This is a genomic window from Pseudoflavonifractor sp. (genome assembly GCF_050943825.1).
Classification (GTDB): Bacteria; Bacillota; Clostridia; order Oscillospirales; family Oscillospiraceae; genus Pseudoflavonifractor.
Genome location: NZ_JBMNPX010000012.1, coordinates 67,559 through 81,368, shown reverse-complemented (window position 1 = coordinate 81,368; position 13,810 = coordinate 67,559). Strand labels below are relative to the sequence as shown.

Sequence of the window (13,810 nt, the reverse complement as noted above, 5' to 3'; positions counted from 1 at the left end):
TTGAAATAGTTGGTGTTGATTGCGGTGAGGGTCCACCCGTTCCCATCCCGAACACGGCAGTTAAGCTCACCTGCGCCGAAAATACTTGGCTGGAGACGGCCTGGGAAGATAGGTAACGCCAACACAAAGAAGGGTCTGGTCTGACCAGACCGGACCCTTTCATATTCCTCCTTAGCTCAGTCGGTAGAGCCCGCGGCTGTTAACCGCGTTGTCGTTGGTTCGAGTCCAACAGGGGGAGCCAAAAATAGAGTGGCTTGCCGCCACGAACGCCGTGACGGCAAGCCGTTTTCTTTCTAGTGGACGGCATATGGGCCTTTAGCTCAGTTGGTTAGAGCAGCCGGCTCATAACCGGCCGGTCCACGGTTCGAGCCCGTGAAGGCCCACCACATAGGGGTATAGCTCAGCTGGTAGAGCAGCGGTCTCCAAAACCGCGTGCCGAGGGTTCGATTCCTTCTGCCCCTGCCAGAAATCATTACAGCGACCGCTGTCTTTGATAAAAGATGGCGCGGTAGTTCAGTTGGTTAGAACGCCGGCCTGTCACGCCGGAGGTCGAGGGTTCAAGTCCCTTCCGCGTCGCCACTGTTGGGTGCAATCGCGCCTGACATGCTGCTATAGCTCAGTCGGTAGAGCGCATCCTTGGTAAGGATGAGGTCCCCAGTTCAAATCTGGGTAGCAGCTCCAAAAAGTCCTGAAATCTTCGGATTTTGGGACTTTTTTCTTTTGTTTTTGCGAAAATTGTGTGGGTCAAAATGTGGGTCAACTGCCTGACCCACACCGTGACCCACATGCCGAAATGTCCAGAAAGGGTTAGAAATGGCCAGGCAGGAAGTTTGTGCTTCCCGCCTGGCCTGTTGCTATTTTTGTGGTCACATGACCTGTTCCATAAAACTGCCCATGGTTTGTGCTGCCTCATCCTGTTTCTGCCGTGTGGCATGGGTGTAGGTGCGAAGGGTGAACCCTGCGTCGTAGTGTCCCAGCATACTGGATACCGTCTTGACGTCCACGCCGTTCTGCAGGGCGGTGGTTGCGAAGGTGTGTCGAAGATCGTGAAATCTCAAGTGCTCCAAGCCCGCGTCTTTCAGCAGTTTCTTGTGTAGGTTCACCACCGAGTCGGGGTGATACATTTCACCTGTGATGGGCGAGGGAAACATATAGGGGTTGTCAGGATGCTTCTCGTGTTCCTGGATCAGCAGATCCACCGCCACTTGTGGGATGGAAACCAGACGAACGGAATTTTCGGTCTTGGGCCGGGTGAGTTCCAGACTCCCGTCCGGGTTACGGACATATTGCTTGCTGACCGAGATGGTCCGTTGTTCCGCGTCCAGATCGTCCCAGCGAAGTGCTACCAGTTCGCCTTTTCGCAGGCCGCTGACCAATTCCAGATAGAACATGGGGAGGAGGTCGCGGTCTCTGGCGGCATCTAAATACGCCCGAATGTGTTCCTGGGGCAGGATCTTCATCTCGATTTTTCTGGGTTTGGGTGCGATGCAGTCTTCGGTGGGGTTGGCGACGATCAGCTTTTCTTTTCTGGCGCGCTCGAAGGCGCTGTGGAGCATAAGGTGAACGCTTCGCACCGTGGTTGAACTCAGGCCAGGGTTGCCGCTTTTTCCGATATGGACCCGTCCGTTTTCCATCAGCTCCTTGTACAGCTTTTGAAGGTCGTGCGAGGTCAGCTTTCCCAGTTTAATGTCCCCGATGCGGGGGATGGTGTAGGTCTCAATCATGAGTTCGTAGCGATTGGCGGTGGCAGTGCGGACATTGGTTGCACTCCTGACTAAAATATTAAAAACCCAGAGACGATTAACTTTTTGCATCTGGTAAGATGAAAGTACTACGGGATTAGTTCCTCCACGATATTCTCTTTGCTAAGATCCGGGCTAATTACAGGCCGCCGTTCTGACCGCACGGGACCACTGGTTACTGCACCATCGACCGTTGGCCGCCGCAGAATGCATCTGGCATATGAGACCACTTCGAGTCAAGACGATATTATGTGAAGCTCATAGCACTCCTCAAGGATTGGTGGAACAGGAGTCCAATCATCTTTGTAGAGCGAATACGCATTTATCATGTTGGTGTGATGCACGCGGATTTTCATTCCGGTGGAAAGCCCACTCCACAGTACCAGCTCCCCAGCTGAATCAAAAATTGCGGTATCAGGCGTTATCTTGACCGTTACATCGTCACCATCTTCAGGGCGCACAACAATCAAGCTGAAATACAAGTCATCAGATAGGAACTCCACGATTTCTCCTTCCGTGGTGGACAAAGAGAACGGGGATGATGGCATTCGTTCCGGGACCAAGACAATTGCAAGAACTACAGCCAGAATCAAACATAATACTGTAGATACCCAAAACAGGATCCGATAATTCACACATTTCGGAGTTGGCTGTTTCTGCATGATATTCGATCTCCTTTAGCTTGTAGGTCGGTAAGACACAAATAGATTGTAAATATCTTGTGTAATTCTTGTTGCATATGTATACGCTTCACCGTCTCCAAGTCCATAATCATTAAAGTCGGTGTCGGTACCGCTGCCAGCAGTCAATATTCCGATGAGTGTATAACCTGTATCGCTGTTATAAATATAGACAGGCCCTCCGCTGTTGCCGCCAGTGGCATCCCAATCACCACACAAGTATTTTGCTGCGCTATATCTTACATAGCCGGTTCCCAAAAACATATCACGGTCAACATCGTCTTGCTCATATCCAGTGACCTCGGCCGGATAGCCTGTGTTGTACACATAGGTGTTGTTATATGACGCACTCTGCCATCTTATGCCAAGCCAGCCGGTTTGATTTCCAACCTGAGAATCCAACTCAATAACGGCCCAATCATCTGCGGAACTGCCCGACTGCAAATAATCAGTAGAGATAATTACATTTTCCCCGATCACAGGGTCATCAATGGTTTCCCGGCCATATGGTTCGAGAGTCCCGTTTTTGGCAGGGACGATGTAGATAGAATCTGCTATTCCATATGTAGCATGGTAAACACAATGCGCAGCAGTTGCAACTGCAGATGGTCCGATAACAAAACCAGAGCCAATCCCACGATAACTAACGCCGTTGTGCGTATATTGTGCGTAAATATAAACGGTATTGCAATATGGACCAACTGTTGTATTGGTGATATGTACTCTATTGTCAGCGCTGCCTACGATTGCGGCAGGACTTGCTAAATTGCCATCGTTATACTCCGTGCCATTTGGGAAATATCCGGGGCTGATTGCATAGTCAGCATCACCAATTGCATTCGGCACCTCAGAAAACGAATGATACGAGGTCGCTCCACTCTCAAAGTCGTATCTTACATAGTCACTGCTTTCAACAATTGACGCTTGATTATCGACGAAAGCAGAAGCATCAGTAGCTACTGCATATGATGTCATGGACATAAGCAGAGTGGCAACGAGAATAATTGAAAATATCTTTTTCAGTACGACACTCCTTTATTCATTTGTAGAAAACCGGATTAGAACTGGTAAGAGATTCCGATACAGCAACGATTGTTTTTATCCTTAATGTGGCAGAAACGATGTCGTTTTCTCGCATTTTCTTCATTGAAGCAAAAAAGGCGCATAAACATATTCCCCAAAGAATATGTTCATGCGCTCACACTTACGATTTTAATTCGTCCTCTCCAAAGCGGAAGAGAAGAATATTTCCGACTCGGTTGGCATTTGGTATGACGCATGAACTGCTTGCCGTACATATTACTTCCTCCATTCCTTTAAAATTCCAATTACACCTTGGCATTTAAAGTATATCATATACGACTCACCCTGCAACCCTTTTTATTTTAACAATTTAACCCCATTTAAGTTAAGTCTGACATACATCGGAGGACTATCGAGATGGCCAACCTCGACAGATTGAGCAACGGTGCGAAGAAACAAAAAGGCTGATTGAGAGAGATGGAAGAAGAAAACATATGACGAAAATGCCAATGGACAAACGCTATGTGATTGATAATCTGGCAGCGCAGACTGGCGGATTCTTTGTCCCTCCTGCAAAAGAGGATATGGCCTATACGAAGCTACTCTTTGATGTCTGTGAGCAATTTGGTATCCGTTATTATTCCGCCGCAAAGAAAGAACGCCACATTGTTGAAGACGTGGCTCGTGTAACTTGGGTAAAACCACAGGAAGAGAAAACCGGGGTTCGGCAGGACATTCGACCAGCTTTTTCTGCTTGACCCACACCGTGACCCACACGCGGAAACGAGCGGATGGAATCAATGGATGAAAGAGTGCCAAAGACCTCATCCTTTTGAGCGGAAATGGCCCGAAAGCTTTGGAAATGAAGGGGTTGAGGCGTCCCGATCACTTGGTAAGGATGAGGTCCCCAGTTCAAATCTGGGTAGCAGCTCCAAAAAGAAGCATCTGCTTTGTGCAGGTGCTTCTTTTTTTAGTTTTTGGGGGAAGTTGAAGTGCTGGGGGCAAAAGTGCTGCTCCACTGTGTGCGGTTTTGGTTCTTGCTGGTATTTAAGGTATACGGATAGGACAAGAAGCTCTTGAAATCAGACGATTTTCAGAGCTTTTTTATATATGTTTTTAGATAGGAATAGGGTATTACAGCCCTATTCCTATATTTTTTGGGAACACAAGAATACAGGGAGGTGCTATAATTTTTCACAGAAAATGTTCAGAACAGTCGAAAAGCGCAGAGCAAAAGAATAACAACAACTGAGAGGAGCTGGAGGAATTTTCCGGCTCCTTTATTGTTAAGACACCATTAGGATGGGCGGACACCCGTACATATCTGGACGGCAGCTGCTTTGTCTGCTGAAGCAGCAGAACCCGTAAAACTTTAGAGAAGAGGGGCTGCCGCTGTAAAGACAGGGCAGAGCGGGAGCTGCGGGAGGCTTGCGAAATGGAAACTGAGTATAGAAGCATAGAATACCGGCTCCATGAGTCTCTGGTCCAAATGCAGGAAATGCTGTCCATATTGGAGTTTGATCATAGCCTCCTTGACTGCATACAGGACTGCAAGGAACTGATAAAAAATAAACAGTATAAAGTTGCCGTCATGGGCGAGTTCAAACGGGGAAAGAGTTCGCTGATCAACGCGCTTCTGGGTGCAAAGATACTTCCCGCCGACGCAACGCCTACCACAGCTACCATTAACCGCATTACCTACGGCCCGGAGCCCGGGGCAGTCATTGCCTTTCGGGACGGGACCAGCAGGGAAATCTCCGTCGGGGAGCTGGAGGACTATGTCACAAAAAGGACGGCCGACGGGGAGGCACGGGCCCTGCAGATCAAAGAGGCCACCATATACTTCCCCACCGTCATTTGCCAGAATCATATTGACATTATTGACACACCCGGCCTGAATGATGACCCGAGAATGACCCGGATTACAATTGAGATGATTGAGCATGTAGACGCAGTGATTGTGCCCATTCACGCCCGCGCACCCTTCAGCGAGACGGAAAAAAAGTTCGTCTGTCAGCTGATGGAGAGCGAAAATATACAAAACCTGGTCTTTGTGGTTACCTTTTTGGATCAGCTGGATGAGGATGACTATGAGTATGAAACATTTATGGAGTACATCCGGCGGCGCATTCAGTCGGAGGTGTTTGCGGAGTTGGAGCGGCGCGGCAGCCCGGAGTCTGTGACGGAAAAAGCCCATCGCATGCTGGACCAGCTGCAGGTAAATGGAATCTCCTCTGCGCAGGCACTGGAATCTTTCGTCACCAACAATCGGGACCTGCGCAGAAAAAGCAGATTTGAACCCTTCTGCGACGTGCTCCTTGGCGTTGTTACGGCAAAGCAGCTGGAAAATGCCGTCAGAAAGACCGTTGCAGCGCTGGAGACCGTGGTCGGAAGATTTGACGAGCAGAACCAAAAGCGCAGAAAAGCACTGGAGGAGGGTTTCCGGACCCTTGAGGCGTGCCGGGAAATGGTAGCGCAATACTGCCAGGACGCACCCCGGGTGCTGGAGACCGCGCTTTCAAGGGATTCCGACACGCTGCAGGCCATGATAAACGGCTTCAATGCCAACAAAAACTATATTGTGGAGGAGTCCATCAAAGGCCTTTCGCAGGTGAGGGAGAACAGGCATGAGGTCATTCTTGCGGTGCTGGAGGAGACCTCACAACGGGTGAGGGAGGAAATGCACAGGCGCTGTCTGGAGCGGGAAACAGCGCTGACAGAGTTCTTCCGCACCGCCCTATCCCAGCTACAGGAACAGGAGCGGAGAGAGCTGCAGGCTGTTTCCTGCCTCCTGGGTATGGGGAATCAAATCGGTTTTGAGCAGACAGCGGAAGCCATGGAGCAGTTCACAGAGGTCATATTCCATAATGCGGTGTTTTCCTGGGAGGTGTCAAGTCTGTTCAGGGGTCAGGATTTGGCCCGCTGCAACGTAATTGAGACGGTCATCCGGGCGGCCGACGCCTCGGTGGCGAGCTATATCGGGGAGCTGCGGGAGATTGTAGCCACGGTACGCAGGAATTGGTCCGACCAATTCTGTGCCCATACAAGGGCGCTGGCCGCCTGGGCAGCGGAGGAGCTGGACGGCAAGCGGGAGAACCAGGATTTGCAGTATAAAGCATATCTGCGCAACTACCAGACCGTTTACCAGAGCGCCCAGGATATACTGAAAACCAGCCAGGCCCTGTGGGAAGCATTTGAAAGAGGAGAGCGCCTATGAATGTTTGTAAAAAATGCGGCGCGCCGATGATTGCGGGCAGCAAATTCTGCTGTCAATGCGGCACCGCCGTTGACGAGCCCATACCCCAGAGCTGTCCAAAATGCGGGAGCAGAGCCATGGAGGGCGCTGTTTTCTGCAACAAATGCGGCGCAAGGCTGACTCCGCTGGCCGGAGACAGAGGGCGGATGCCATCCGGCCCCAGGACCCTCATTGTGTCCCGGGACGCCCAGTTTCAGTGCGTCGCCAATACATATAAGGTGGTTGTAAACGGCACCGTCCTCGGCAATGTGCCGGCAGGAGGCGCCCTCCGGACAAGGGTGGCTTCGGATATTGCCACGGTGGAGATTGTCTGCACCACCGTTCTGGTCAAGGCTAGAAAGCGTCTTGTGCTGAAGCTGGGAGAAAACCCCCGGGTCGCCTTTAGCGTGCAGTGGCCGGGGACCATTTTGGAGAGCGTACACGACGCCCAAATTCTGGAGCGGCAGTAGAGTAATTGGGAGGAGGGGCAGCAATTGAAGAAGTGTCCGAACTGCGGTCTGGAGATGGAGGATGGGCAGGTATTCTGCCACCACTGCGGCGCCCGGGTGGAGGATGTGAGTCGGGCGGACGCAGACACTGAACGGCTGAACCGGGAGTTAAGGCAACGGGACAAACTTATCTCCGAGCTAAAGGAGCAGCTGGCGCAGGCAGAAAAGCGAAACACTGGAACCCCCAAAAAGAAGAGATGGGTGGTCATTTCGGCAGTGCTGCTGGCAGTCTGCATCTGCTCAGTCGTATTTGCCGTCTATCAGGAAGGCGACGCATCGTATTACAGGCGCAGCTACAACACCCTGTCCTCCCGGTACAACACGCTGGAGGAAGAGTATGAGAGCCTGGAAGAGCAGACGGAGTTTATGGACAAGTACATCGGAATTATTGATCTCAACAGCGAGGAGTATCTCTATCATACCTATGATTGCCCCACCTGGGACTGGAACGGCGAGTGGAATATTTTGGCATATAATGTGGCCGCCGCAGAGAGTCGGGACTATGAGCCATGCCCCGAATGTCATTGACGCCGGAACGTCAGCCATGAAAACAATGCAGACCCCGAAAGAACCGGGGATAAAAAGAACCAGGAGACATTTATATGGCGTTTTGTAAAGAATGCGGCGCGCAGCTGTCCGACCGCGCTTTGTTCTGCGGGACATGCGGCGCAAGGGTGACGGAAGAGAAACAAAAAATTGCCTGCCCCAACTGCGGAGCGGAGGCTCCGTCCCACATGATATTCTGTGCCCAATGCGGCACACGTCTTGCGGAAGCGGCAGCGGAGGACAGGAAACAGCCTGAACGGAGGGACCGCCCGGCGGACCCGAGTCCAACGGCCCGAAAGGCCGGCAGTCCGCGGGAAACCGCGCTGCTTTGGTGCTGCCTGGGCATAGGTCTGCTCAGTTATCTGGTCCAGGTCCTCTGGCGGCGCCCCGAAAATCTTATGGGCGCCCGGGTCAATATCCTGCTGGTAATGCTGTTTGCCCTTCAGACGCCCTGCCTCCTCCTTTCCATGACCGGTCTGTTCCACCGCCGGCTCAGCGGAAAGGGATGGACCGCAAGCGCCGCTCTGCGCTCCCGGCTGCTGCTTGCGGCGGCCTGTATCGGAAGCGTGCTGGCCTGCCTGGCGGCCTATCAAGGCGAACGGACGGCGGCGGAGCGCCTGATACGGCTGAATGAATCGGCGGCGGCGGTGACGGTTTTCATTACCCTGCACGGTTTGGGGCTTATCTGCACGGCCCTTGTCCTGGCACTTGGCGGCGCGGACGGGCTGCTGTACAGAAGGAGCATCGGCGTGGTGACAGGCCTGGCCGGCCTCTTCTCTCTGGTAAATTACTTCTATCTCTACACGGGGGTGTTCTGGGGGATACAGGCACAGTATCTGGTGCCGTCGAATTATTTTATGGCCCCCTACCAGCTTACGCCCGTCCTGATCATTGGGTGGAGGCTGTGCTGCGAAAGCCTGGGGCGGGTGACCGTCCGCCCGGCATTGGCAAGACTGTCCGTTGCTGCCGGGGCGGCTGCTGCCGCCGTATTGACGGCGGGAATGACCCAGCGTACAGGCCCTCTGATCAGGCTGACCGGCGGCGCCCTGGCAGGGCTGTACATGCGTCACAAATATTATGACCCCGTCTTCCTGCCCCTGGGGCTGCTTTTGATTGTGCTCTGCGGCCTCTTCTGCTTTTTGACAGGCAGGAGTGTGGAGAGACAGGGACGGAGTGAATAGCAGACAGGCAGTCAAACCGCTTGCGGGAAAGAAAGAGAAATATAAGGGGAGGGGTTCCTATGCAGGAAACGCAATTCAGCAGCTTTACAAACTATAAGCAGACTGTGATGGACCTTACGGGGGATTTGAAAAAAATCCGCGAATTCAGCCAGCACATGCAGCTGGATGGAAATGTCTCGGCCATTGACGACGTGCTCAAGCGCCTGGCGGAAGACACGTTCAGCGTGGCCATTGTGGGCGAGTTCAAGCGGGGAAAGAGCACCCTCATCAACGCCCTGCTGGAAAAGGACGTGCTGCCCACGGACGTCGTCCCCACCACCGCCACCATCAACAAGGTGACTTACAGCGTGACACCCTTTGTGCGTATCGAGTACAACGATGGGAAAACGGAAGACATCGAAATTGACAAGCTCAACGACTATGTGACAAAGCTGACGCCGGAGAGCGAGCAGATTGCCCGGACGGTCAAAATCGCCACAGTGTACTATCCGGTGAATTACTGCAAAAACGGCGTCACCATCATCGACACCCCCGGCCTTAACGACGATGAAGCCATGACCAACGTCACGCTCTCCGTGCTGCCCCAGATTGACGCGGCAATCATGGTGATGATGGCCGGATCCCCCTTCTCTCAGTATGAGTGCGACTTTCTGGAGAACAAGGTGATTACCAGCGATCTGGGCCGCGTGCTCTTTGTGGTCACCGGCATTGACCTCTACGACGAGGACGACGCGCAGAAAATTCTCAGCGTCATCAAAAAGCGGATTACGGAATCCGTTCTGACAAAGGCCAAAAAGACCTACGGCGAAGGCTCCAGGGAGTACGAGGCGTACCAGAGGAAGCTGGGCAATATCCACATCTACGGTCTGTCCGCCAAAAAGGCACTCAAGGCCAAGCAGAAGGGCGACCCCGACATGCTGGCAAAGAGCCGCTTCCCTGAGTTTGAGGCGGCGCTGGAGCGCTTCCTGACCGAGGACCGGGGCGCGGTCATGCTCAACGTGCCCATCAGCCGCATCAAAACGTCCGCCATCGAGCTTGTCAAGGCGGCCCAACTGCGGGAGAACGCGCTGGCCATGCAAAAGGAGGAGTTCAACGCCAAATACGAGGAAGCGATGAGAGAAATCGAGCGGATCCGTGAGGAACGCCAGACCGAGTTCAAGCGCATCAACGAGGCTGCGGAGCAGACATACCGTGAGCTGCTGCCCGCAATCAAGGACTACTGGCCCTCCATGGGACAGGCTGCGGACAATGCCATTGACTCCTATTTCATCGCCTCCGCGGATGAACTGAAGGGTGCGGCCGCCCAGGAGACCCAGGAGGCCATGACCAAAGCCGTAAAGGACGCCATCACCAGATCCAGCCAGAGCTTCATGGAACGCATACAGGCCGCCATTGACAATGCCATGGCCAATGAGGCAGAGCGCCTGTCCGACTTTGAAAACCGCTTTTACAGGGCCACCGAGGGGATTCAGAACCTGTTTGTCGCCGTAAAGGGCGGCGACAGCTCGGGCGCCGATGTGGCCATCAGCGTGGTGGCCTCCAGCCTGATAGGCTACGGCCTGGGCGGCATTTATCTGGGTTACAGGCAGGCCGGCTGGAAGGGCGCCCTGCTGGGCGGGGGCACCAGCTTTGCCGGAACCATGGCCGCCAGCATGGGCGTGGGACTTCTTCTCGCCGCCCTCTCAATCCCTCTCACCTGGCCCGTGGTTCTGGTGGGCGGAATTGGCGCGGCGGCAGTGGGAACCTTTACCGGGAAATGGGCGCTGGGAAAGGTATTTTCCAAGGACCGGATTGAAAAGTTCAAAAGCTCCTTCAAGGACGCTGTACATGCCGAGCTGGTCCGGATGAAGGCTGCGGATGATATCAGCGAAGCGGTCCGCTCCCAGGTTGAGTATGCATTTGACGCCCTCAAAGACAAGATTAAGACCGAGACAGAGAACATTCTGGGCGACACCCAGAACCAGCTGACCCAGCTCAAGGTGGAGCTGGCTCAGGCCGACAGCGTGGACGCCCGCGAGCGGGACGAGCTGAAGAATATGCTGTCCGAGCTGGATGGAATCTGCGTCCGCGCGGACAAAATCAGTAAGGAGCTGACGCTGGTACTCAGCAGACAGGAGGCGAACTGATGGTGAGAACAAATCCCACAGACGCCATCGACGTCAGTTTCTCCCATTACCTCGCAGGCCGCAAGGCCGTGACGGAGTCCCACATGGAGGGCGGTATTCCGGATTACGCCTACGGCTCTGACTATGTGCTGCGGCAGAAGATAAAGGCCATTCCCGGCTTTTATCCTCTTGCCAAAGCCATTGCAAACACCTATGTTCCCCGCGCCAAGCAGGAGATGAATCTGCACGCCCTCCGGGTGGGGCCGTCTCAGTTCCCGGATGTATATGAGATTGTCTCCGACTGTGCCATGCGCCTGGGGATCGGCATACCCACGGTTTACATCACCCACGCCCCCTTTGAAATCAACGCCCGGGCTTACTGCACGGAGGATGACGACCCGCTGATAGAGATCACCTCCGGAATGCTGGAGCGGGTTACCCCGGGGGAGCTGCGGGCTGTAATCGGGCACGAGTGCGGGCATATTCACAACAACCACGGCATTTACAGCATTGCCGCCGAGATGGTGCTGAACTCTCTGCAGATTGCCATCCCGGGGATTCAGCAGATTATGGGTCTGATCTCCGCGCCGCTTCAGTGGGCGTTCAAGATGTGGAGCCGGGCCGGGGAGGTCTCCTGTGACCGCGCGGGGATTATCTGCTCCGACACGCCGGAGGATGACATCACGCTCCAGGCCAAGCTCATGTACGGCGCCGCGCTGAACCATCAGGAGGTCAATATTGACGCCGTACTCAAGCAGTACGACCTCCTGCAGGACACGCCCGTCCGTCTGCTGGAGCTGGAAAACGAGCATCCGCTCTGTGTCCGCCGCATTTTTGCCATGAAGGAATTTTTGAACAGTGAGGTTCTGTACACCTGGCGGCCCGAGTGGAAGACGCCGGATATGCACCTCATTGGAAAACAGGAGCTGGATGCCCGCTGTGAAAAATACATCAGCGTGGCCAGAAGCGAAAAAAGGCGGGTGAAGCTATGAACGGCGATACCCTTCAGGACAGACTCACGCTGGACTATGAGAGCATCTGTGCTGAGCTGGAGCAGATTCTGGAAGACGTAGGCAGGCTGTGCGGGGACAAATATTTTACCAGGGCCCTGGGGGAAAAGCATATCCAGGCCATCCGGGAGCGGCGGGAAACCATCCGCAGACGTCTGCACGGGGACTTTCAGCTGGTGGTTGTGGGAGACTTTAAGCGGGGTAAATCCACCCTCATCAACGCGCTGCTGGGCAAGGCTGTCGTCCCCACCGCCGTAACGCCGGAGACCGTCACAATCAATAAGCTCTCTTACGCGGAGACGCCCCGAATAGAGGCGGTGCTGAAAAACAAAAAGCGGATCTCCCTCTCACAGCCTGAGCTGACGCGCAGCGCCCTGGACGAGCTGATGCGCCGGCTCCCCGCGCCCATCGACTTCATTGACATCCGATTGGACCATGAAGGTCTGCGGAATATCACAGTGGTGGATACGCCGGGTATGGGCGATCTGATGAAGGCCTTTGACGAGCAGGTGGCCGATTATCTGGTCAACGCGGATGCCATCATCTATGTGGTGTCGGCCCGTGCCCCCCTTTCCTGCACCGAGCAGGCCTTTTTGTCCACCACCGTCATGCCGCAGAGCTTTTCCCGGGTGTTTTTGGCGGTCAATATGGCCGACACGCTGGAGACCGCGGAAAATCTGCAGAAGATTGAGCGCCTGACAAAAGACCGCGCGGAAGTCATCAGCGACAAAATTTATGTCTATCTCCTGAGCGCTCTGGACGAATACTGCCGCAAGCTGGGCCTGAACCGGCCCGAGCCCCAAATGGCCGACGTTCTAGAAAGCAATTTCCTGGCGTTTGAGACCGCCGTACACAACGACATTCTCCTCCAAAAGGATGTTATCAAGTCCATGCGGGGGATTGCCCTTACCCGAGGGCTTCTGGATGAGATTGTCTCCCGCATCGGCTTGATTCAGAACTCTCTGAAGGCAAACGCGGAGAAGCTGGAGCGGAACGAGGACCTGTTTAAGGAGCAGGACGCCGTCCTTCGCGCCGGTATTGAACGGCACAGGGAGAGGATCTCCTCTGCCGCAGCAGACATGGCGGCGGAGGCAAAGGGGTGGATGCGCACCTTCCTGGCGCGCATTAAGACGGAAATTGAGCAGATGGCGTCCACCGCTGACGTCAGCGATCTCCAGCGCTATTTTCAGTTCTACCTCATGGATCAGATTAAGAGCGCCATTCTGGCGTGTACCCAGAAGCACCAGAAGGAGATTGGCGACCTGCTGCTCAGCAGCGCCAAAACAATTTCCGGGGAAATTTCTCAGAGCGCCTATGGAAATATCCAGACTCAGATATCCGACTGCATAACAGATATCAGCTGGACAAGCGTGGACACCGCCATGTTCGCCGGGGACGTGTTCCTCGCCATGTCCGGGCTGAGCGGCGCCCTGGGGCCCCTTATGGTGGTGGGACAGGCCATTGCCGGCCTCATACGGCAGAGGACCATTGCAAAGAAGCAAACGGATATCATCACCCCTGTTTTGCAGGCCTTCCCCTCTGTTGTGTCAGGCATCGTGGAGAACATGGATGAGATTTACGCCCAGATGGGCCAAAAGGCTCTGACCAAGCTGGATGAGCTGTATCAGAATCAGATTGAGGTTTCCCGGGAGGCCATAGAACACGCCCGCCGGATTGTATCGGATGAGAACATAAAGATGCAGGACGTGCTGGACGCCCTGGAGGACACGCTGCAGACGATCCGTGGCCACAGGCGGTCCCTGGAGGAGTACGGCTGAA

11 protein-coding genes, 5 tRNA genes, 1 rRNA gene and 1 pseudogene are annotated in these 13,810 nt (G+C 54.2%); 15 read left to right on the top strand and 3 right to left on the bottom strand.

The features are described from left to right. Positions 1-8 precede the first annotated feature (8 nt). From rrf to ACOX7T_RS10675, 6 genes are all read left to right on the top strand, one after another. Positions 9-124 (top strand): 5S ribosomal RNA (gene rrf / locus ACOX7T_RS10700). A 41-nt stretch (positions 125-165) separates the two neighbouring features. Further along, positions 166-241: transfer RNA gene (locus ACOX7T_RS10695), tRNA-Asn, on the top strand. 68 nt (positions 242-309) lie between these two features. Beyond that, a tRNA-Ile gene (locus ACOX7T_RS10690) sits at positions 310-386 on the top strand. Positions 387-389: 3 nt separating this feature from the next. Then, positions 390-465, top strand: a tRNA-Trp gene (locus ACOX7T_RS10685). Between the two features lie 37 nt (positions 466-502). Then, positions 503-579, top strand: a tRNA-Asp gene (locus tag ACOX7T_RS10680). 26 nt (positions 580-605) lie between these two features. Further along, positions 606-681 (top strand) — tRNA-Thr (locus tag ACOX7T_RS10675). 185 nt (positions 682-866) lie between these two features. On the opposite strand, the gene ACOX7T_RS10670 is transcribed toward ACOX7T_RS10675, so the two are convergent. The 3 genes from ACOX7T_RS10670 to ACOX7T_RS10660 form a co-directional block, all read right to left on the bottom strand. Then, entirely contained in the window at positions 867-1,814 is a 948-nt protein-coding gene (locus tag ACOX7T_RS10670) for a tyrosine-type recombinase/integrase (RefSeq protein WP_433442575.1), read from the bottom strand. 164 nt (positions 1,815-1,978) lie between these two features. Further along, positions 1,979-2,404, bottom strand: a complete 426-nt coding sequence (locus tag ACOX7T_RS10665; protein ID WP_040647713.1) for a hypothetical protein — start codon at positions 2,402-2,404, stop codon at positions 1,979-1,981. Between the two features lie 15 nt (positions 2,405-2,419). Next, positions 2,420-3,403: a trypsin-like serine peptidase gene (locus ACOX7T_RS10660; protein ID WP_006574571.1), complete on the bottom strand. Its 984-nt coding sequence runs from the start codon at positions 3,401-3,403 to the stop codon at positions 2,420-2,422. Positions 3,404-3,954: 551 nt separating this feature from the next. On the opposite strand from ACOX7T_RS10660, the gene ACOX7T_RS10655 reads away from it, so the two are divergent. From ACOX7T_RS10655 to ACOX7T_RS10615, 9 genes and pseudogenes are all read left to right on the top strand, one after another. Continuing rightward, the gene (locus ACOX7T_RS10655) at positions 3,955-4,203 is read left to right on the top strand and encodes a hypothetical protein (protein ID WP_198286303.1); all 249 of its coding nucleotides are present in this window, start codon (positions 3,955-3,957) and stop codon (positions 4,201-4,203) included. A gap of 833 nt (positions 4,204-5,036) precedes the next feature. Next, positions 5,037-6,662: a dynamin family protein gene (locus tag ACOX7T_RS10650; protein ID WP_433442572.1), complete on the top strand. Its 1,626-nt coding sequence runs from the start codon at positions 5,037-5,039 to the stop codon at positions 6,660-6,662. Further along, on the top strand, positions 6,659-7,150 hold the full coding sequence (locus ACOX7T_RS10645) for a zinc ribbon domain-containing protein (protein ID WP_433442570.1): 492 nt from the start codon (positions 6,659-6,661) through the stop codon (positions 7,148-7,150). Before ACOX7T_RS10650 ends, ACOX7T_RS10645 begins: the two co-directional genes overlap by 4 nt. A 24-nt stretch (positions 7,151-7,174) precedes the next feature. After that, entirely contained in the window at positions 7,175-7,717 is a 543-nt protein-coding gene (locus tag ACOX7T_RS10640; protein WP_433442568.1) for a zinc-ribbon domain-containing protein, read from the top strand. Positions 7,718-7,791: 74 nt separating this feature from the next. Then, positions 7,792-7,950, top strand: a pseudogene (locus tag ACOX7T_RS10635) (zinc-ribbon domain-containing protein); the annotation flags it as partial. Positions 7,951-8,133: 183 nt separating this feature from the next. Beyond that, the gene (locus ACOX7T_RS10630; RefSeq protein WP_433442579.1) at positions 8,134-8,916 is read left to right on the top strand and encodes a hypothetical protein; all 783 of its coding nucleotides are present in this window, start codon (positions 8,134-8,136) and stop codon (positions 8,914-8,916) included. A 59-nt stretch (positions 8,917-8,975) separates the two neighbouring features. After that, complete coding sequence (locus ACOX7T_RS10625) at positions 8,976-11,042, top strand: dynamin family protein (RefSeq protein WP_433442566.1); 2,067 nt, start codon at positions 8,976-8,978, stop codon at positions 11,040-11,042. Continuing rightward, complete coding sequence (locus ACOX7T_RS10620; RefSeq protein WP_433442564.1) at positions 11,042-12,013, top strand: M48 family metallopeptidase; 972 nt, start codon at positions 11,042-11,044, stop codon at positions 12,011-12,013. Before ACOX7T_RS10625 ends, ACOX7T_RS10620 begins: the two co-directional genes overlap by 1 nt. Beyond that, the gene (locus ACOX7T_RS10615; protein WP_433442562.1) at positions 12,010-13,809 is read left to right on the top strand and encodes a dynamin family protein; all 1,800 of its coding nucleotides are present in this window, start codon (positions 12,010-12,012) and stop codon (positions 13,807-13,809) included. The genes ACOX7T_RS10620 and ACOX7T_RS10615 overlap by 4 nt, the downstream gene beginning before the upstream one ends. The last annotated feature ends 1 nt before the right edge of the window (position 13,810 follow it).

Bases quoted from the DNA above. Each gene is read 5' to 3' on its own strand.
- ACOX7T_RS10660 (WP_006574571.1), bottom strand. From the start codon at position 3,403: ATGTCCATGACATCATATGCAGTAGCTACTGATGCTTCTGCTTTCGTC.
- ACOX7T_RS10625 (WP_433442566.1), top strand. From the start codon at position 8,976: ATGCAGGAAACGCAATTCAGCAGCTTTACAAACTATAAGCAGACTGTG.
- ACOX7T_RS10650 (WP_433442572.1), top strand. From the start codon at position 5,037: ATGGGCGAGTTCAAACGGGGAAAGAGTTCGCTGATCAACGCGCTTCTG.
- ACOX7T_RS10645 (WP_433442570.1), top strand. From the start codon at position 6,659: ATGAATGTTTGTAAAAAATGCGGCGCGCCGATGATTGCGGGCAGCAAA.
- ACOX7T_RS10630 (WP_433442579.1), top strand. From the start codon at position 8,134: ATGGGCGCCCGGGTCAATATCCTGCTGGTAATGCTGTTTGCCCTTCAG.
- ACOX7T_RS10670 (WP_433442575.1), bottom strand. From the start codon at position 1,814: ATGCAAAAAGTTAATCGTCTCTGGGTTTTTAATATTTTAGTCAGGAGT.
- ACOX7T_RS10655 (WP_198286303.1), top strand. From the start codon at position 3,955: ATGGACAAACGCTATGTGATTGATAATCTGGCAGCGCAGACTGGCGGA.
- ACOX7T_RS10620 (WP_433442564.1), top strand. From the start codon at position 11,042: ATGGTGAGAACAAATCCCACAGACGCCATCGACGTCAGTTTCTCCCAT.
- ACOX7T_RS10615 (WP_433442562.1), top strand. From the start codon at position 12,010: ATGAACGGCGATACCCTTCAGGACAGACTCACGCTGGACTATGAGAGC.
- ACOX7T_RS10665 (WP_040647713.1), bottom strand. From the start codon at position 2,404: ATGCAGAAACAGCCAACTCCGAAATGTGTGAATTATCGGATCCTGTTT.